This is a genomic window from Kitasatospora griseola, from assembly GCF_044999035.1.
Lineage (GTDB): Bacteria > Actinomycetota > Actinomycetes > Streptomycetales > Streptomycetaceae > Kitasatospora > Kitasatospora griseola.
Genome location: NZ_CP173360.1, coordinates 3,978,636 through 3,998,236, shown reverse-complemented (window position 1 = coordinate 3,998,236; position 19,601 = coordinate 3,978,636). Strand labels below are relative to the sequence as shown.

Annotated in this window: 9 protein-coding genes, 2 rRNA genes and 1 pseudogene; 7 read left to right on the top strand and 5 right to left on the bottom strand. The window is 70.7% G+C overall.

The annotated features are described in order from the left end of the window. Positions 1-85 precede the first annotated feature (85 nt). The 3 genes from trmB to ACI1MP_RS17900 all read right to left on the bottom strand — a co-directional run bounded on the left by trmB (position 86) and on the right by ACI1MP_RS17900 (position 3,639). Positions 86-916 (bottom strand): tRNA (guanosine(46)-N7)-methyltransferase TrmB, encoded by an 831-nt coding sequence (trmB, locus tag ACI1MP_RS17910; RefSeq protein ID WP_404869013.1) that lies wholly within the window; start codon positions 914-916, stop codon positions 86-88. Positions 917-1,009: 93 nt separating this feature from the next. Then, on the bottom strand, positions 1,010-2,212 hold the full coding sequence (gene lhgO / locus ACI1MP_RS17905) for an L-2-hydroxyglutarate oxidase (protein ID WP_404869012.1): 1,203 nt from the start codon (positions 2,210-2,212) through the stop codon (positions 1,010-1,012). Between the two features lie 11 nt (positions 2,213-2,223). Then, complete coding sequence (locus tag ACI1MP_RS17900) at positions 2,224-3,639, bottom strand: MFS transporter (RefSeq protein WP_100588922.1); 1,416 nt, start codon at positions 3,637-3,639, stop codon at positions 2,224-2,226. Between the two features lie 655 nt (positions 3,640-4,294). Here ACI1MP_RS17900 and ACI1MP_RS17895 point away from each other — a divergent pair. The 3 genes from ACI1MP_RS17895 (at position 4,295) to ACI1MP_RS17885 (ending at position 7,725) form a co-directional block, all read left to right on the top strand. Next, positions 4,295-6,406, top strand: a complete 2,112-nt coding sequence (locus ACI1MP_RS17895) for an asparagine synthase-related protein (RefSeq protein ID WP_380344479.1) — start codon at positions 4,295-4,297, stop codon at positions 6,404-6,406. Positions 6,407-6,451: 45 nt separating this feature from the next. Continuing rightward, a complete protein-coding gene (locus ACI1MP_RS17890; RefSeq protein ID WP_189275168.1) occupies positions 6,452-6,940 on the top strand; it encodes a universal stress protein in 489 nt (162 codons plus the stop codon). An 89-nt stretch (positions 6,941-7,029) separates the two neighbouring features. After that, positions 7,030-7,725: a DsbA family oxidoreductase gene (locus ACI1MP_RS17885; protein WP_043915550.1), complete on the top strand. Its 696-nt coding sequence runs from the start codon at positions 7,030-7,032 to the stop codon at positions 7,723-7,725. Positions 7,726-7,761: 36 nt separating this feature from the next. On the opposite strand, the gene ACI1MP_RS17880 is transcribed toward ACI1MP_RS17885, so the two are convergent. Then, a complete protein-coding gene (locus ACI1MP_RS17880) occupies positions 7,762-9,714 on the bottom strand; it encodes a sigma-70 family RNA polymerase sigma factor (protein ID WP_404869011.1) in 1,953 nt (650 codons plus the stop codon). Between the two features lie 342 nt (positions 9,715-10,056). Next, on the bottom strand, positions 10,057-10,848 hold the full coding sequence (locus ACI1MP_RS17875; protein WP_380344470.1) for a TetR/AcrR family transcriptional regulator: 792 nt from the start codon (positions 10,846-10,848) through the stop codon (positions 10,057-10,059). A gap of 503 nt (positions 10,849-11,351) precedes the next feature. On the opposite strand from ACI1MP_RS17875, the gene ACI1MP_RS17870 reads away from it, so the two are divergent. The 4 genes and pseudogenes from ACI1MP_RS17870 to ACI1MP_RS17855 all read left to right on the top strand — a co-directional run bounded on the left by ACI1MP_RS17870 (position 11,352) and on the right by ACI1MP_RS17855 (position 19,546). Beyond that, complete coding sequence (locus ACI1MP_RS17870) at positions 11,352-12,638, top strand: NAD(P)/FAD-dependent oxidoreductase (protein ID WP_404870806.1); 1,287 nt, start codon at positions 11,352-11,354, stop codon at positions 12,636-12,638. A gap of 240 nt (positions 12,639-12,878) precedes the next feature. After that, positions 12,879-14,096: pseudogene (locus tag ACI1MP_RS17865) on the top strand (PP2C family protein-serine/threonine phosphatase); the annotation flags it as partial. Positions 14,097-14,644: 548 nt separating this feature from the next. Continuing rightward, positions 14,645-16,161: ribosomal RNA gene (locus ACI1MP_RS17860) — 16S ribosomal RNA — on the top strand. A 279-nt stretch (positions 16,162-16,440) separates the two neighbouring features. Next, a 23S ribosomal RNA gene (locus ACI1MP_RS17855) occupies positions 16,441-19,546 on the top strand. The 16S and 23S rRNA genes sit together here, the layout of an rRNA operon. The last annotated feature ends 55 nt before the right edge of the window (positions 19,547-19,601 follow it).

Here is a 19,601-nt window from a genome sequence, read left to right as displayed (position 1 = left end):
CCCTGCCCACCCTCACCGGGAACGTGCCCGCCACCCGGCGAAGCCTCATTCGCCGCAGGGACGATTCGGCAGGCCGTGACGCGTCTCAGCGGCGGCGGAACAGGATGTCGTGCACCACGTGGCCCTTGGCCAGGCCGGCCCGCTCGAACTTGGTCACCGGGCGCCACTCGGGGCGCGGCGCGTAGCCCGGCACGCTGGCCGCCGGGTGGTCCTCCGGCTCCAGCCACGGCGAACCGTCGCCCTCCGGGTGCAGGTTCTCCAGCTCCGGCGACGCCTCCAGGACGGCGAGCATCTGCTCCGCGTACGGCTCCCAGTCGGTCGCGCAGTGCACCAGCGCGCCGGGGGCCAGTCGCGGCAGCACCAGCTCCAGGAACGACTCCTGGATCAGCCGGCGCTTGTGGTGCTTCGGCTTCGGCCACGGGTCCGGGAAGTACACCCGCAGACCCGCCAGCGACGCGTCCGGCAGCATGTCGCGCAGCAGGATCACCGCGTCGCCCGCCGCGAGCCGGACGTTCTCCGAACCGTCCCGCTCCAGGAACTGCAGCAGGTTGCCGTGGCCCGGGGTGTGGACGTCCGCCGCGAGGATCCCCGCCGAGGGGTCGGCGGCGGCCATCGCGGCCGTGGTGTCGCCCATCCCGAAGCCGATCTCCAGCGTCACCGGTCGGCCGCCGAACATCGCCGGCAGATCCAGCGGGGTGCCGTCGATGGCATGGCCGAAACGCTCCCAGCCGCGGTCCAGCGCACCCGCCTGCGCCTTGGTCATCCGACCACGACGCGGCTGGAAACTGCGGATCCGCTGCTCACGGTGCTGGGCCTCGGTGGCCTTGTGCGGGTACATCGGCGCGGGGTACGCCGCCGGAGCGGCGGACAGCCGGGCCGAGGCGGGCAACTGGGGGCTGGGGGCGGAGGAGGTCACAATCGCACCAGTCTACGGGAGGCGAAAATTCGGCACGGGCGGGTGCGAAGCCAGTGCGAGTGCCACCTGCCCGCGCCCCTGGTGGTGCTCCCCTCACCCTGCTGCAGCCACGGCCCGGCGGGCCACCTCCCGGCCGATGGCCAGGGAGGCTGTCGCCGCCGGTGAGGGTGCGTTGAGGACGTGGACGATGCGGCCGGTGCCGGCGAAGGCGAAGTCGTCGAGGAGGGCGCCGTCGCGGGTGACGGCCTGGGCGCGGACGCCGGCGGCGGTGGGGAGGAGGTCGGTTTCGGTGACGGCGGGCAGGAGGCGGCGGACGGCGGTGGTGAAGGCGCGCTTGGAGAGGGAGCGGTGGAGTTCGCCGAGTTCGTAGCGCCAGTGCCGGCGGGCGATCGTCCAGGTGCCGGGGAAGCGGACCGTCTCGGCGAGGTCGCGGAGGTTGAGGGTGCGCCAGTCGTAGCCCTCGCGGGCCAGGGCCGGAACGGCGTTCGGGCCGACGTGGACGTCGCCGTGGACGCCGCGGGTGAGGTGGACGCCGAGGAACGGGAACGCCGGGTCGGGGACGGGGTAGACCAGGCCGCGGACCAGTGCGCGGCGGGCGGGCGCGAGTTCGTAGTACTCGCCGCGGAAGGGGACGATCCGGACGCCGGGGTCGTCGCCGGCCAGCCGGGCGATCCGGTCGCTGTGGAGCCCGGCACAGTTGACCAGCGCCGCGCAGCGGATCTCGCCGGTGGGCGTGGTGACGGTGACCCCGTCGGCACGTCGGGCGATGTCCAGGACCGGGGTGGCGAGCCGGAGTTCGGCGCCGCGTTCGCCCGCGAGGGCGGCGTAGCGGTGGGCGACCGCGGTGTAGTCGCAGATGCCGGTGGTGGCGAGGTGCAGGCCGGCGAGGCCGGTGATCTCGGGTTCGTGCTCGCGGATGCCGGCGGGGTCGAGTTCGAGCAGGGGGATGCCGTTGGCCCGGCCGCGTTCGGCGAGCGCGGCGAGGCGGGGGAGTTCGGCCTCCTCGGTGGCGACGACGAGTTTGCCGGTGACTTCGTGGGCGATGCCCTGGTCGCGGCAGAACTCGACCATTTCGCGGGCGCCCTCGGTGGCGTAGCGGGCCTTGAGGGAGCCGGGCCGGTAGTAGACGCCACTGTGGACGACTCCGCTGTTGCGTCCGGTCTGGTGGAGGGCGAGGGCGCTCTCCTTCTCCAGCACCGTGACGGTGGTGCCGGGGTGGGCCTGGGTGAGCGCGTACGCGGTGGACAGTCCGACGATGCCGCCGCCGACCACCAGGACCTGGACGTCGTGCTTCAAGCCCGTACCCCTCAGCCGGTGGTGAGGACCAGGCGGGCTCGTTCGGTGAGCTCCTTGACCCGCTGCTCGTTCTGGTAGGGCTCCAGGCGGCGCAGCAACTCGACCACGTACTCGCGGCTGCGGTGCGAGGAGATCCGCCCGGCGACCTCGACGGCGCGCTCGCCGGCGGCGACGGCCGCGTCCAGGTCGCCGGCCTCGGCCTCGGCCATCGCGGAGACGATCAGCCGCAGGCCGTGCGAGCGGACGAAGCCCTCGGTGGGGCGGGCCAGTGCCTCGCGGGTGAACTGCCGGACCTTGGACGGCACTCCGAGGTCGCGGAAGCATTCGGCGGCGTCGGCGGCGAGGCGGTCGTAGGCGTAGAAGTCGATCCAGGTCGGGTCGGGGTCGCCCGGGCGGGCCCGGTCCAGCGCGGCTTCGGCGGCGGACAGTGCGCTGCCGCAGGCGGGGGCGTTGCCGGCCTTGGCGTGCGCGCGGGCCTCGACCAGGTGGAAGAAGCTCATGGTCCGGGCCGTCGCCAGGCCGCGGTTGCGCTCCAGGGCGGCCTGGGCGAGGTCGACGGCCTCGTCCGGGAAGGAGCGGTAGGAGGCCTGCAGGCTCATCGAGGCCAGGACGTACCCGCCGAGCGGGACGTCGCCGGCGGCCCGGGCCAGGCGCAGCGCCTGGATGTAGTAGCGCTGGGCGGCCTCGTGCTGGCCGGTGTCGAAGGCCATCCACCCGGCCAGCCTGGTCAGTTCGGCGGTGGCGCCGAACAGCGCCCGGCCGACCGCGTCGCTGTACGAGGCGAGCAGCAGCGGGGCGGCCTCCACCCGCAGGCATTCCGGGACCATCGAGGAACGCCAGTCGCCGCCGCCGTACTTGGAGTCCCAGCGGCGGGCCTCCTGGGCGGCCTCGCGGAGTTTGGCGGCGTCCGCGTGGCCGACCCGGTAGCCGGACAGGTCGGGGGGGGTCTCCCGGGCCACCGACCCGTCGGCGGGAGTGATCAGCCAGCGGGAGACGGGGGTGGCGTACGCGGCGACCGAGAAGGTGCCGGCCAGGCTGTCGCTCCACCGGCCGCCGCCGGGGCCGCGCCGCAGGTCCAGGTCGACCCGCCAGAGTTCGGTGGCGGAGCGGACCGCCTCCGGGACTTCGCGCGGGAACTCCAGGCCGAGTTCCGGGGTGGGGTGCGAGTCGGCGAGGCCGATCTCCTCCAGCGGCACCGGGCGGCCGAGCTTGTTGCCGAGCGCGGTGGCGATCAGGTGCGGCACCGGGCGCTGCGGGACCATCCCCTTGGTCACCCAGCGGGCCACCGAGGTCTTGTCGTAGCGGAGGGTCAGGCCGCGCTGCGCGCCGAGGTCGTTGACCCGGCGGGCGAGCCCGGCGTTGCTGATCTGGGCGAGCGCGAGGAGGGCGCCGAGCCGGTCGTTCGGCCCTCGTGAGCTGACGGTCATGGTGGCGGTGGCACCCCCTGGCGACGTCGTGCGCGGATGGCGGCGAGTCGCGACGGCAGCAGCACGCCACCGGACTGCTTGCACCTAGCGTAGTCGCCCGCGTTCCCACGGTTAAGAGGCCGCATTCCGGTTGGCGGGAACGCGCTGCGTCCGCGGCGGGCGGCCGGGCGCCCGCCGAGTGTCCCGCGGGCACCTGCCGGACGCCCGTGCTCCGGTCCCGTGCCCGTGTGCGCCATCCGTGCTCCCTGGCCGCATCGGCAGGTGGGCGATTCGCTGGTGCCTGTGGATCGGCCCGCCGTCGAGGACCCGGCGGGCCGGGGGAAACGCTGCCTCAATCCCCGCGGGCAGCGGCGCGTCCGGGAGGGCATGCGGATGCCCTCCCGGGTCGTGCGACGGCTTTCGGCCAATCTCGGCCGCATCGCGGCGTCCACGGACCATTCCCGCGCCGCTCTGTCCGGCCACCGGCCGTACCCCGGACGGGAGTTCGAGGACCCGCACGGCCCGGGCCCCGGAGGGGGTGGCCCGGTCCGTGCGCCCCGCCGGGAACGCCCGGCCCGTTTCCGCCCCACCGGTGGCACGATGTCTCCTGACGGTGCGCCAATTTCCCTCACATCACCGGATGTTCGCCGCGCACCCGAAGCACCACGGAGGCGCGATGCGGTGGCTCACCGGCTGGAGCGGCCCGGCCGCCGACCCGGCGCTCGCCGCGGTCCGGCCGATCGCCGGGACCCTGCTCTGGGGCGGCCCCGACCCGCTCTGGGCGGTCGGCGACTGGCGCCCCGACGAACTGCGCCTCGCCGTGCTCCGCCCCGGCGCCCCCGCCGCCGTCCGCGGCGGACTCGACCCGCGCGACCCAGCCGACCGCACCGACCGGGACACCCCCGCCACCCTGCGGCTCGCCGTCGCCGGCCGCTGCGGCGCCACCGACCGCGAACTCGCCGACGGCCTGGCCGCCGCCCGCGGCGGCGCACTGCGCCACCTCACCCACTGGCCCGGCAGCTACACCGTCGTCCTGCGGACCGGCACCCGCTCCACCGTGCTGCTCACCGACCTGGCCGGGGTCCAACCGGTCTTCCACACCCCGTTCGCCGGCGGCACCGCCTACGCCACCGCCGCCCTGCCGCTGGCCGACCTGGTCGGCGCACCCCTGGACGCCGGCCACCTGGCGGCCCGCCTCGCCACCCCCGAGACACCCGAGGCGCTCGGCGACCGCACCCCGTTCCGGGGCGTGCGCCGGGTCCCGCCCGGCCACGCGCTCGGCATCCGCGGCGGCCGCGCCCACCACACCGCCCACCCCGACGAACCCGTCGAGGCCCCGGCCGAGGCCCCCGCCGTCCGCGAACTCACCCGGGCCCTGCTGGAAGCCGTCCGCTGCCGGGTCCGCGCCACCACGCCCGGCGACCGCTCCCGGCTCGGGGTCGACCTCTCCTACGGCACCGGGTCCGCCACCGTCGCCCTGCTGGCCGCCGCCGTCCCGCTGCCCGCCGGCGCCCAGCCCGGGGCCGCGCTCGAACGGCCCGCCGCCCGCACCGGCGCCGTCCGCGGCTCCTGGGCCCGCGGCGCCGACGGGCGCCCCGAGCCCGAGACCCTGCCCGCCGTCACCCTCGGCGAGGCCGACGGACTGGCGCTCGCCGTGCACGCACCGCGGCTGCGCCACGTCGTCGTCCCGCCCGTCCTCCCGTACGCCGGACTCGCCGACCCTCCCCCGGCCCGGGGGGCCGGGTGGTACCCCCAAGCCGGCCCGCTCACCGACGAACCCGGCCCGGCGCTGCTGTGCGCCGCCCGGTACACCGCCCTGCACCGGGCCGGCGGCGCCGACCACCTCACCGGCCACGGCGCCCGGCAGGTGCTCGACGGCCACCCCGCCCGGCTCGCCGACCTGCTCCGCTCCGGCCGCCCGCTCCACCTGCTCGCCCCGATCGCCGCCCTGGCCGGCGCCGACCGCTCCACCTCCGGCACCCTCACCGGCGCCCTGCACACCCCCGTCACCGTGCTGCGTGCCGCCCGTCGCCTGGCCCGCACCCGCCAGACCGACGCGCTCGACGACCTCGCCCTGCGCCTGATGCTCCGGCAGGAGCCGGGCGGGCCCGGCACCATGGGCCGGGCGACCGCCGCCGAACTCACCTGGCACCGGGCCGGCCCGGCCGCCCACCTGCTCGCCGACGAGCCCCTCGCCGCGCTCGCCCAGCACCTGCGCACCGCCGCCCGCGACGGCACCCCCACCGAACCGCCCGGCGCCCGCCGCGCCCGCCTCGCCCTGCACCGGCACGCCGCCCACTACCGCACCCTGGTGCACGCCACCGAGCAGCACGGCCAGCGCCTGCACGCGCCGTTCCTCGACAACCAGGTGGTCCGCGCCGCCCGCCTGCTCCCCGACGACGTCCGCCTGCAACCCGGTGCCCGGCCCGCCCTGCTGGCCGCCGTCCTGGCCGGCGCCGGCCGCACCGACCTGCCCGCCGACTGGGGCCGCGCCGCCGGATCCGACCCGCACGGCCCCGCCCGGGACGGCCTGCGCGCCGCCGCCCCCGCACTCGCCGAGCTGCTCGACCGCCCGCTGCTCGGTGAGGCCGGACTGATCGACGTCCCCGCCGTCCGCAAGACCCTCGCCGCCGCCACCGACCCCGCGCAGGACGCCCCGCCGGCCACCCTCGCCGCGCTCGCCGAGCTGATCGCCGTCGAACTCTGGCTGCGCCGCCTGGCCGCCCGCCGCCCCGGCTCCGCCTGGACCGGCCTGCCCGCCCCGCGCCGCACCGCCCTGGAGACCTGAGCGTGCCTGCCCGGCCCGCGCCGGGGGGCCGGATAGCGTCGCGCCATGACCCTCCCCGTCAGCACCGACGCCCCGCCGCCCGGCACCGCGATCCTCAACGCGTGCGACGGCTCCGACGCCTCGCTCTGGGCGCTCGACCGGGCGATGACCGAGGCGGAGGCGCACCGCCTCCCGCTGCACGTGCTCGCCGTGGTCAACCCCTCGCCCACCGGCTACCCGCCGGGCATGGCCGACCTGGTCCAGGAGAGCGTCCAGCGCCTCACCGCCAGCATGTCGGACGGCCTGCGCCGGGCCGTCGACACCGTCCAGGCCGCCCGCCCCCGCCCGTACGCCGGGCAGCTCACCCTGCACGTGGTGCTCGGCAACGTGGTGGACGTGCTGCTACAGGCCGCGAACGGGCGGCACACCCTGGTGCTCGGCACCCGCGGCAACGGCGGCTTCGCCCGGCTGCTGCTCGGCTCGGTCAGCACCGCCGCCGTCCACCACGCCGGGTGCCCGGTGCTGGTGGTCCCGGCCCCCGTGGAGGACGCCTGAGCAGGAATGACGGCGAACAATTGAGCGTTCGTCCTGTCGACCCGGGCCGCCCGGCCGCCGTGAACCACCCCGACAGGAGCCCGCCCGCCATGAAGGTCGAAATCTACTCGGACATCGCCTGCCCCTGGTGCTACGTCGGCAAGCGGCGCTTCGAGCAGGCCCTGGAGCGCTTCGAGGGCAAGGACGGCGTCGAGGTGGTCTTCCGCCCCTACCAGCTGGTGCCGGACGCGCCCGAGCAGGCCCGCCCGCACCGCGAGTGGCTCGCCGAGCGCTACGGGCCGCAGTCCCTCGCCATGGACGCCCGGATCACCGAGGTCGGCAAGACCCTCGGCATCGACTACGACTTCGACGCCGCGCTGGAGGTCAACACCCTCCGCGCCCACCGCCTGCTGCACCTCGCCGAGACCGAGTACGGCCCCGCCGTGCAGGCCGCCCTCAAGGAGCGCCTGCTGAAGGCCCACTTCTCCGAGGGCGTGAACGTCGGAGACGTCGAGGCGCTGGCCGACCTCGCCGCCGAGACCGGCATCGACCGCGAGCGCGCCGCCGCCTACCTGGCCGGCGACGAGGGCGAGGCCGAGACGCTCGACCAGCTCGCCGAGGCCCGCGCGATCGGCGTCACCGCCGTCCCCACCTTCGTCTTCGAGGGCCAGTGGGCCGTCCAGGGCGGCCAGGAGGCCGACACCTTCCTCCAGGTCCTGCGCCAGGTCGAGGCCGAGACCGCCCGGCAGCTCACCCCGATCGCCCCGGCCGGAGACGCCTGCGCGGACGGCAGCTGCCAGATCTGATCCGCGCCGGCCCCACCTGCTGCGCCGGCCCGGCCGTCAGCAGGTGAGGCCGGCCTGGGCCCAGTCCGCCAGGTCGAGCACCGGGCCGGAGCCGTGGGCCGCCGTGACCACCAGCCGGATCGAGTGCTGGCCGTCCAGCGACGCGTGCACCGGGACGGGCTTGTCGTCCGCGGACAACTCGCCGGAACTCCACAGCACTTCACCGTTGTCGCCCTGCACCGAGAAGACCGCCCGGCCGAAGGTCGGCCCGAAGTCGTCCAGTCCGGCGACGGCGTCGAACGACTGACAGGTGCGGTTCAGGTCGATGGTCACCCGCGACGGCACCTGCACCGCCAGTACGTGCCGGTAGTAGTCGCCCCGCATCCACGCGCCGGGCCGCTGCAGCGCGAACCCGGCGCCGCGGATGGTCGGCGTGTCCGCCGGAGCGTGCCCGCGGTCCGTCGGCAGCTTCTCCAACCAGAACCGGCTGACCGCGGTGACGGTCGGGCTCGGCGAGGGCGTCGGGCTCGGCGGCGGCGTCGAGGCCGGCGGCTCCGGGTCGGGCGCCCGGGGCGTCGTGGCGACCGGCGCCGCGGGCGGGGCCGGGCTCGGCGACTGCGACTGCGACGGCGACGAGCCGGCCTTCGGCGTCGGACCCGGGGTCCGCGACGGCGACGGCACCTGCGACGGGGCCGACGAGGGCGCCGGCACCGGGCCGGCCGGCGGCGGCACCGGCGTCGGGGCGTCCGGCACCGCGCTGATCGGCGCCGGCGGCGCGGCCACCGGCGGCTTCGGCTCGGGCGAACCGGTGAGCGCGAACGCGGCGACGGCCGCCGCGGCCACCGCGATGCCCGCGGCGATCCCGGCCTTCCCGGCCGTGCCGACGCCCTTCCCGGCAGCCGCGGCCGCCCCGCCGCCACCGGACGAGCCGCCCGCCACGGCCGTCCCACCGGCCACTGCACCCGTGACGGCGACCCCGGTGCCGACCGCGGCCGCCGCGGCCGTGAACCAGCCCGCGCCGACCCACAGCAGCGCACCGCCGGGCAGCACCGCCCGCAGACTGTGGTTGATGTCGGCCAGCTCCAGGTACGCGGCCGTACACCGGGTGCAGTCCTGGACGTGCTTGCCGACCTCCGCCGAGGCCCGCTTGCGCAGCGACCCCCGGGCGTACGCACCCAGCCGGTTCGCGTACCCGGCGCAGCCCGACTCCTGACTGCCCGACACGTGCGCCTGCAGGAACGCCGCGGCCAGCCGGTCCCGGGCCCGGTGGGCCTGCACGGCCGTCGCGTTGGCGGTCTTGCCCAGCATCACCGCCACCGTCTTCGGCGACTCCCGCTCGACCTCGGTGTGCCAGAGCACCACCCGGTCGTCCTCCGGGAGTTCCGCGTACGCCCGCATCACCATGCGCTGATCGGCCAGCGCCAGCGCCCAGGCGTCCGCACCCGGGTCGGCCAGGTCGAACTCGATCGTGGCGGCGGACCCCTCGGCGAAGGTGGAGAAGTCGTCCACCAGCTGCTCGCGACGGTCCGACCGCGTCCAGGTCGCCGCGACATTGCGCACCGCCGTCAGAAGGTAGGCGCGGACCGCGAACTCCGGCCCCTTGCCCGCCTTCAACGCCTGCAGGGTGCGGGCGAACACCTCGCCCGCGAGGTCCTCGGCGGTGAAGCTGTCCTGGCAGCACGTCCGGGCGTAGCGGCGCACCGCGTCCGCGTGCCGACGGTAGATCTCCTCGTACGCGGTGTCGTCGCCGGCCCGCACCAGAGCGGTCAACTCGGCGTCCGAGGCCGGGCGTTCACCGTCCACCGGATCGGCCGGCGGAGGCACCGTGGCGCGCACCGCGAGCTCCTCGGGAAGGAACGCCTCCGGCAGCACCCCGCCCTGCCCGGCGGGCGCCTGGCCCGGCACCCGGCCGGTCAGCGACTCCCGGGCGGGGCTTCCGCTCTGGTCCGGGACCTGTGCACCCAGCCCGGAACCGAACTCCCCGGCCTCGCCCTGCTCCTCCGGACTCACCTGGCACCGCCCTGTCGCACGGCACGCGACACGGGCCGCTCCTCGAAGTCGACGGCGATCACGGTACGCAACGGGACAATGGCTCCAACCACGGGCAAAGAATGGCATAGCGCAGCGACCACCGGTAGCCGCCCGGACCGGGACCCACTCTTCCGTGCCGCCGCTCGCCGAGGTGTTCGGGGACACGACGGCGCAAGTGCCGCGCGTACCCGGACAGTTCCGTGCGCCGTCCGCCCGACACTGCGCGCCCGGCGGCTCCCGTCACCCGAACGGTGCGCCACCGGCCACCGGCCGGGCCGCCCCGCCCGACCGTCCGCCAACGGCCCTCCCCGCACGACCGGTTCAGACCGAGCGCAGCCCCTGCAACAGGATCTGCAGCAGCCGGCTCCCGGCACTGCCCTCACCGCCGTCCTCGGCCGCGAACGCCGCCGACGCGTGCACCGGCACCGCCGCCGTCAGCACCAGCACCACGTCGGACACCGTCACCCCCGGCCGCAACTCGCCCGCCGCACCCGCCCGGGCCACCAGCGCCGCCACCAGCTGCAGCAGCAGCCGCGGATCCGCGCTCTGCTCGCCCTCGGCCACCGGCGCCCCGGCGAACGCCCGCAGCTCGGCGCCACGCTGCTCCGGCACCCGGCCGATCTCCTCCGCGTACCGGAACGCCTCCGGCGGCAGCAGCCGGCCCGCGCCCGAGGCGGCGGCCCGCTGCAGGAACCCGGCCAACGCGTCCCACGGCCCGTTCAGCCCGCCGTACAGCGAATCCCGGGCCTGCGCCGTCAGCCAGGACACCTCCTCGGCGGCGATCCGCTGGACCAGCACCTCCTTGCTGGGGAAGCGCCGGTACACCGTGCCGACACCCACCCCGGCCCGCCGGGCGACCTCCTCCATCGGCGCCCCGTAACCGAGTTCGCCGAACACCTCGCGCGCGGCCCGCAGCACGCTCTCCAGATTCCGGCGCGCGTCCACCCGCAGCCGCGAACCCGCGCCCCGGCCGGCCTCGCCCGGGCGCTCACCCTGCGGGAACGCGAAACGCTCCCGGTCGCCCGGGCCGCGCTGCTCCGGCACCACGTCCACGGGGGACCTTCCGAACGCCGCACCCGGCGACCGCTCGGCCAACTGCTCCTGCTCCGACATGCCAACCTCCCCCGAGGCACCCCGTCCCGGGCACCCGAACGGTCACTGCGCCCCCTGGTGTGCGCTGTCGACACCGGTCGGTCCGACGTCCGCGCACTACCTTCCCCGGATGGCTCCCGGGCAGTCGCACCGATGCCACCGGGCTCGCAGGTACATGGACCGGCACCATCGGCGGTCCGAACCACAATCCGACCATAGTTCAAGGAAGTTCGCCGCAGAAGTGGACCACCCGTCGACCCGAACGGGCCGATCCCGCCCCGAGTCCGGACAAAACCACACCCACCCGGACCGCCGGACCCGCCCGCCCACCCGTCAACCGCCCTTCCGCCGAGCGGATTCGGACCGATCCGGCCCGGACTGTGGACAAGACCCCTCCACCCGGTGCGTCATAGGGGGAACGTGAAACGGGTCACAGCCCGAGGGTCGGCCGGAGGTGCCCCATTCGGATCCTGATCATCGGCGGCGGCTGCGCCGGACTGAGCGCCGCGCTGCGCCTCCAGCAGCTGCTGCGACCCCGGTTGAGGGACCGTCGGATCGACCTCACGATCGTCGAACCCCAGCCGTACCTCACCTTCCAGCCACTGCTGGCCGAGGTCGCCGCCGGCTCCATCGACCCCCGGCACGTGGTCGTCCCGCTGCGCACCGCGCTCCCCGACTGCCGGGTGCTCACCGCCCGCGTCACCAGGATCGACCACGCCGCCCGCACCGCCTGGGTGGACGCCGCCCCGCGCGGCGAACTCCGGCTGCCCACCGAAGTCCCCTACGACGTCCTGGTGATGGCCCCCGGCGCGATCTCCCGCACCGCCCCCGTTCCCGGCCTCGCCGAGCACGGCATGGGCTTCGCCACCGTCGGCGAGGCCGTCGCCCTGCGCAACCACGTCCTGGAACAGCTCGACCTCGCCTCCTCCACCCGCGACCCCGCACTCCGCCAGGCCGCCCTCACCTTCGTCTTCGTCGGCGCCGGCTACGCGGGCGTCGGCGCCCTCGCCGAACTCGAGGACATGGCCCGCACCGCCACCAAGGGCTTCCACAACCTCACCCCCGACGACCTGCGCTGGGTCCTGGTCGAGGCCACCGACCGCATCCTCAGCGAGGAGATCCCCGAACTCGCCACCCACACCCTCGCCGAACTGCGCGAACGCAACATCGACGTCCGGCTCTCCACCACCCTGGAATCCGCCGTGGACCAGGTCATGGTGCTCTCCGACGGCGGCCGGTTCGCCGCACGCACCCTGGTCTGGACGGCCGGAATCCGCCCCGCCCCCGTCCTCGCCCTCACCGACCTCCCGCTGGACCACGCCGGCCGGATCACCTGCCTGCCCACCCTCCGGATCGCCAACCCCGACGGCACCCCCCTCGCCGACGCCTGGGCCGCCGGCGACTGCACCGCCGTCCCCGACCAGGGCGGCCAACCCTGCGCCCCCAACGCCCAGCACGCCCTCGCCCAGGCCAAGCTGCTCGCCGAGAACCTGGCCGCCGAACTGGCCGGCCAGCCCCTCACCGCCTACCGGCCGGGCGACCCCGCCTGCTCCACCTCGCTCGGCCTGCGCCGGGCCGTCGCCCACACCAGGCGCGGCGCCCGCCTCACCGGCCGGCGCGCCTGGTGGCTGCACCGGGCCCGCCAGCTGCGCCGCCTGCCCAGCCGGGAGCGCCGGGTCCGGGTCCTGATGGACTGGCTGTTCGGCGGACTGTTCCCGCGCGAGGTGGTCTCGCTCGGCACCATCGAGCACCCCCGCGCCGAGTTCGAGTCGGGGTTCGAGTCCGGGTTCACCAACGGCTCCGGCAACTGACCGGCCCCGACCGCCGACCGGCTCCGGCACCCCACGCCGGCCGTACCGAAGCGCACCCCCGGCGCACACCTGTCGGAACGCGCCGTACCGGGGGCCCGACTTCCGGAATCACCCCGGAGCCTGACAGGATCGACCCATCACGCCACGTGCCGTCATGTGTACGCAATGTGATGATCGCATCGGAATCGACCCGTAAGCAGGCAGCACCCCCACATCACTTCCCCGAGGAAGCGGCCGACGTTGAACCTCATGCGCTGGAGCGCCCGGCTCACCGGAGCCGCTCGGCGGACCGCCCCCGCCGTCGCGGACGAACCCGTCACCGTCCCCGGCCAGCGCGACCCCGCCACCTCCGGCCCCGACGCCCGCGACCCCGAACAGCTCTACGACCTCCGCGACGTCCTGCGCCGCCTCCCCGCCCCCGTCGCCCTCACCCACGGCCCCCACCACTTGCTCGGCTACGCCAACCGCGCCTACCGCGACCTGTTCGGCACCCGCACCCCCGGCCGCCCCGCCGCCGAAGCCCTCCCCGAACTCACCGCGCTCGGCGTACTCCCCCTGCTCGACCAGGTCCTGCGCAGCGGCCGCCCTCGCAGCGTCAAATCCCGCTGCATCCTCGGCCTCGGCGGCAACCGCTACTACAACATCGCCTGCGTCCCGCTCGGCCCCGACGAACACACCACCCCCACCGGCGTCCTGATCTTCGCCACCGAAGTCACCGACCAGGTCCAGGCCGCCGGCCGTCTCCGGGACGCCGAACGCCGTCAACGCGAAGCCGCCGTCACCCTCCAGCACAGCCTGCTCCCGCAGAAACTCGAACAGCCCGCCGACCTCCACGTCGCCGCCACCTACCTGCCCGGCGGAGCCGACGCTGCCGTGGGCGGCGACTGGTACGACGTCATCGCCCTCGGCGGCGGACGCACCGCCCTCGTCATCGGCGACGTCATGGGCCGCGGACTTCGCGCCGCTGCCGTCATGGGCCAGCTCCGCACCGCCGTCCGCGCCTACGCCCGCCTCGATCTCCCGCCGCACGAAGTGATGACCCTGCTCGACGGCCTCGCCATGGAGATCGACGCCAACCAGATCGCCACCTGCACCTACGCCGTCTGGGACCCCGCCACCACCACCCTCGTCTACGCCTCCGCCGGCCACCTCCCCCTCCTGCTCCGCGCCCCCGACGGCACCGTCCTGCACGGCGAGGAACAGAACGGCCCACCCCTCGGCACCGGCGGCGCCGGCCACCTCTCCCACACCCTCCGCCTGCTCCCCGGCACCACCGGCGTCCTCTACACCGACGGCCTGGTCGAACGCCGCGACCAGGACATCGACCAGGGCATCGACCACCTCGCCCGCACCCTCACCGGCCCCGTCGCCGCCCCCGACATCGTCTGCGCCCGCCTGCTCCGCGCCCTCGGCGTCACCGCGGAACACGACGACGACGTCGCCGTGCTGGTCTTCCAGGTGGCCCTTGAACCCGAGCCCGCAAGTGTGTAGAGTTCTTCGAGTTGCCTGACAGGGAGCACCGAGCACGTGTCTGCGTGGACGGTCCCGGGGCGGCCAATCCCCAAGAACCACCCAGTTGATCCGTGCCGGGTCGCGTCCTTTTCGCGTCTCCGTTCGTATTTGCTGTGCGCGTTTTCGGAGATTGCGGCGGATTCGCTTTTCGGAGCGGGGATCGGCTAGAGTTTGAAACGTCGGACGGGCCGTCAGGTCGGGAAGACGAACAGCAAGTCGGATCGAAACTCCGGAAAACGGAGCGGAAAACATCTGATAAGCTGGAAACACGAAAGAACGAAGCGCCCGGAGGGCCGGTCGGAAGGCCGCCTGAAGGAAGTGTCCGTTCCTTGAGAACTCAACAGCGTGCCAAAAGTCAACGCCAGATATGTTGACATCCCCGGCCGATCCTTATGGATCGGTTGGAGATTCCTTTATGAAGTATCACTAGCGAGGACGCAGTGCGCAGGGCCGCCTTATTCCGGTGGTTGCTGTGCCGCTCTTTCGTGGAAGCATTCACGGAGAGTTTGATCCTGGCTCAGGACGAACGCTGGCGGCGTGCTTAACACATGCAAGTCGAACGGTGAAGCCCTTCGGGGTGGATCAGTGGCGAACGGGTGAGTAACACGTGGGAAATCTGCCCTGCACTCTGGGACAAGCCTTGGAAACGAGGTCTAATACCGGATATGACCTGCTCCTGCATGGGAGTGGGTGGAAAGCTCCGGCGGTGCAGGATGATCCCGCGGCCTATCAGCTTGTTGGTGGGGTAATGGCCTACCAAGGCGACGACGGGTAGCCGGCCTGAGAGGGCGACCGGCCACACTGGGACTGAGACACGGCCCAGACTCCTACGGGAGGCAGCAGTGGGGAATATTGCACAATGGGCGAAAGCCTGATGCAGCGACGCCGCGTGAGGGATGACGGCCTTCGGGTTGTAAACCTCTTTCAGCAGGGAAGAAGCGCAAGTGACGGTACCTGCAGAAGAAGCACCGGCTAACTACGTGCCAGCAGCCGCGGTAATACGTAGGGTGCGAGCGTTGTCCGGAATTATTGGGCGTAAAGAGCTCGTAGGCGGCCTGTCGCGTCGGATGTGAAAGCCCGGGGCTTAACCCCGGGTCTGCATTCGATACGGGCAGGCTAGAGTGTGGTAGGGGAGATCGGAATTCCTGGTGTAGCGGTGAAATGCGCAGATATCAGGAGGAACACCGGTGGCGAAGGCGGATCTCTGGGCCATTACTGACGCTGAGGAGCGAAAGCGTGGGGAGCGAACAGGATTAGATACCCTGGTAGTCCACGCCGTAAACGTTGGGAACTAGGTGTTGGCGACATTCCACGTCGTCGGTGCCGCAGCTAACGCATTAAGTTCCCCGCCTGGGGAGTACGGCCGCAAGGCTAAAACTCAAAGGAATTGACGGGGGCCCGCACAAGCAGCGGAGCATGTGGCTTAATTCGACGCAACGCGAAGAACCTTACCAAGGCTTGACATACACCGGAAACTGGTAGAGATATCAGCCCCCTTGTGGTCGGTGTACAGGTGGTGCATGGTTGTCGTCAGCTCGTGTCGTGAGATGTTGGGTTAAGTCCCGCAACGAGCGCAACCCTTGTTCTGTGTTGCCAGCGAGTAATGTCGGGGACTCACAGGAGACTGCCGGGGTCAACTCGGAGGAAGGTGGGGACGACGTCAAATCATCATGCCCCTTATGTCTTGGGCTGCACACGTGCTACAATGGCCGGTACAAAGGGCTGCGATGCCGTGAGGCGGAGCGAATCCCAAAAAGCCGGTCTCAGTTCGGATTGGGGTCTGCAACTCGACCCCATGAAGTTGGAGTTGCTAGTAATCGCAGATCAGCATGCTGCGGTGAATACGTTCCCGGGCCTTGTACACACCGCCCGTCACGTCACGAAAGTCGGTAACACCCGAAGCCGGTGGCCTAACCCGTAAGGGGAGGAGCCGTCGAAGGTGGGACCAGCGATTGGGACGAAGTCGTAACAAGGTAGCCGTACCGGAAGGTGCGGCTGGATCACCTCCTTTCTAAGGAGCACATAGCCAGATCCGAGCGAACGTCTCGGATTGGTTGCTCATGGGTGGAACGTTGACTATTCGGCACACACGGTGATGACCGCAAGTACTGCCCCTCGGGGTGTGGAACGCGGGTTCGGAGTCGGGTGTGTCGGGCACGTTGTTGGGTCCTGAGGGAACGAGTGATCGTTTCTTCTGGGATGCCGGCCTCATGCGAGGCGCCCGCAAGGGTTGCCGAGTTTGGGTGTCTGGTCGTTGTTTGAGAACTGCACAGTGGACGCGAGCATCTGTGGCCAAGTTTTTAAGGGCGCACGGTGGATGCCTTGGCACCAGGAACCGATGAAGGACGTGGGAGGCCGCGATAGGCCCCGGGGAGCTGTCAACCGAGCTTTGATCCGGGGGTGTCCGAATGGGGAAACCCGGCAGTCGTCATGGGCTGTCACCCGCTGCTGAACACATAGGCAGTGTGGAGGGAACGCGGGGAAGTGAAACATCTCAGTACCCGCAGGAAGAGAAAACAACCGTGATTCCGGGAGTAGTGGCGAGCGAAACCGGATGAGGCCAAACCGGCATGGTGTGAGACCCGGCAGGGGTTGCCATGTTGGGGTTGTGGGAAAGTTCTTCAGTCGTCTGCCGGCGGCTGGGCGAGTCAGAAACCGTATGGGTAGTCGAAGGACATGCGAAAGGTCCGGCGTAGAGGGTAAGACCCCCGTAGACGAAATCTGTACGGCTCGCTTGAGCTTCTCCCAAGTAGCACGGGGCCCGAGAAATCCCGTGTGAATCTGGCGGGACCACCCGCTAAGCCTAAATATTCCCTGGTGACCGATAGCGGATAGTACCGTGAGGGAATGGTGAAAAGTACCGCGGGAGCGGAGTGAAATAGTACCTGAAACCGTGTGCCTACAAGCCGTGGGGGCAGCCTTCGGGCTGTGACTGCGTGCCTTTTGAAGAATGAGCCTGCGAGTTTGCGGTGTGTAGCGAGGTTAACCCGTGTGGGGTAGCCGTAGCGAAAGCGAGTCCGAACAGGGCGCCAGAGTTGCATGCCCAAGACCCGAAGCGGAGTGATCTAGCCATGGGCAGGTTGAAGCGCGGGTAAGACCGTGTGGAGGACCGAACCCACCAGGGTTGAAAACCTGGGGGATGACCTGTGGTTAGGGGTGAAAGGCCAATCAAACTCCGTGATAGCTGGTTCTCCCCGAAATGCATTTAGGTGCAGCGTCGTGTGTTTCTTGCCGGAGGTAGAGCACTGGATAGGCGATGGGCCTCACCGGGTTACTGACCTTAGCCAAACTCCGAATGCCGGTAAGTGAGAGCACGGCAGTGAGACTGTGGGGGATAAGCTCCATGGTCGAGAGGGAAACAGCCCAGAACACCGACTAAGGTCCCTAAGCGTGTGCTAAGTGGGAAAGGATGTGGAGTCGCAGAGACAACCAGGAGGTTGGCTTAGAAGCAGCCACCCTTGAAAGAGTGCGTAATAGCTCACTGGTCAAGTGATTCCGCGCCGACAATGTAGCGGGGCTCAAGCACATCACCGAAGTCGTGTCATTGCAGCAATACTCCCAACGGAGGCTGTGATGGGTAGGGGAGCGTCGTGTGCCGGGTGAAGCAGCCGAGGAATCGAGTTGTGGACGGTTCACGAGTGAGAATGCAGGCATGAGTAGCGATACAAGAGTGGGAAACTCTTGCGCCGATTGACCAAGGGTTCCTGGGTCAAGCTGATCTGCCCAGGGTAAGTCGGGACCTAAGGCGAGGCCGACAGGCGTAGTCGATGGACAACGGGTTGATATTCCCGTACCCGCTTTGAAGCGCCAACGCTGAACCTCTTGATGCTAAGCCCGTGAAGCCGGCCCGGAGTCTTCGGACAATGGGACGTGGTGGAGCCGGTGACCCAACGGGGTAGTAGGTGAGCGATGGGGTGACGCAGGAAGGTAGTCCAGCCCGGGCGGTGGTAGTCCCGGGGTAAGGGTGTAGGACGTTGCGTAGGCAAATCCGCGCAACACATAGTCTGAGACCTGATGCCGAGCCGATTGTGGTGAAGTGGATGATCCTATGCTGTCGAGAAAAGCCTCTAGCGAGTTTCATGGCGGCCCGTACCCCAAACCGACTCAGGTGGTCAGGTAGAGAATACCGAGGCGTTCGGGTGAACTGTGGTTAAGGAACTCGGCAAAATGCCCCCGTAACTTCGGGAGAAGGGGGGCCATTGCTGGTGATGGGACTTGCTCCCTGAGCTGGTGGTGGCCGCAGAGACCAGCGAGAAGCGACTGTTTACTAAAAACACAGGTCCGTGCGAAGCCGTAAGGCGATGTATACGGACTGACGCCTGCCCGGTGCTGGAACGTTAAGGGGACCGGTTAGTCCGATTTCGGTCGGGCGAAGCTGAGAACTTAAGCGCCAGTAAACGGCGGTGGTAACTATAACCATCCTAAGGTAGCGAAATTCCTTGTCGGGTAAGTTCCGACCTGCACGAATGGCGTAACGACTTCTCGACTGTCTCAACCACAGGCCCGGTGAAATTGCATTACGAGTAAAGATGCTCGTTTCGCGCAGCAGGACGGAAAGACCCCGGGACCTTTACTATAGCTTGATATTGGTGTTCGGTTCGGCTTGTGTAGGATAGGTGGGAGACTTTGAAGCCGTGACGCCAGTCATGGTGGAGTCGCCGTTGAAATACCACTCTGGTCGTGCTGGATGTCTAACCTGGGTCCGTGATCCGGATCAGGGACAGTGTCTGGTGGGTAGTTTAACTGGGGCGGTTGCCTCCTAAAGAGTAACGGAGGCGCCCAAAGGTTCCCTCAGCCTGGTTGGCAATCAGGTGTTGAGTGTAAGTGCACAAGGGAGCTTGACTGTGAGACTGACGGGTCGAGCAGGTACGAAAGTAGGGACTAGTGATCCGGCGGTGGCTTGTGGAAGCGCCGTCGCTCAACGGATAAAAGGTACCCCGGGGATAACAGGCTGATCTTCCCCAAGAGTCCATATCGACGGGATGGTTTGGCACCTCGATGTCGGCTCGTCGCATCCTGGGGCTGGAGTAGGTCCCAAGGGTTGGGCTGTTCGCCCATTAAAGCGGTACGCGAGCTGGGTTTAGAACGTCGTGAGACAGTTCGGTCCCTATCCGCTGTGCGCGTAGGAGTGTTGAGAAGGGCTGTCCCTAGTACGAGAGGACCGGGACGGACGAACCTCTGGTGTGCCAGTTGTCCTGCCAAGGGCATGGCTGGTTGGCTACGTTCGGGAGGGATAACCGCTGAAAGCATCTAAGCGGGAAGCCTGCTTCGAGATGAGCACTCCCACCTCCTTGAGAGGGTAAGGCTCCCAGTAGACGACTGGGTTGATAGGCCGGATATGGAAGCCCTGTGAGGGGTGGAGTTGACCGGTACTAATAGGCCGAGGGCTTGTCCTCAGTTGCTCGCGTCCACTGTGTTGGTTCTGAAACCACGAACAGAATCCCGCCCCGC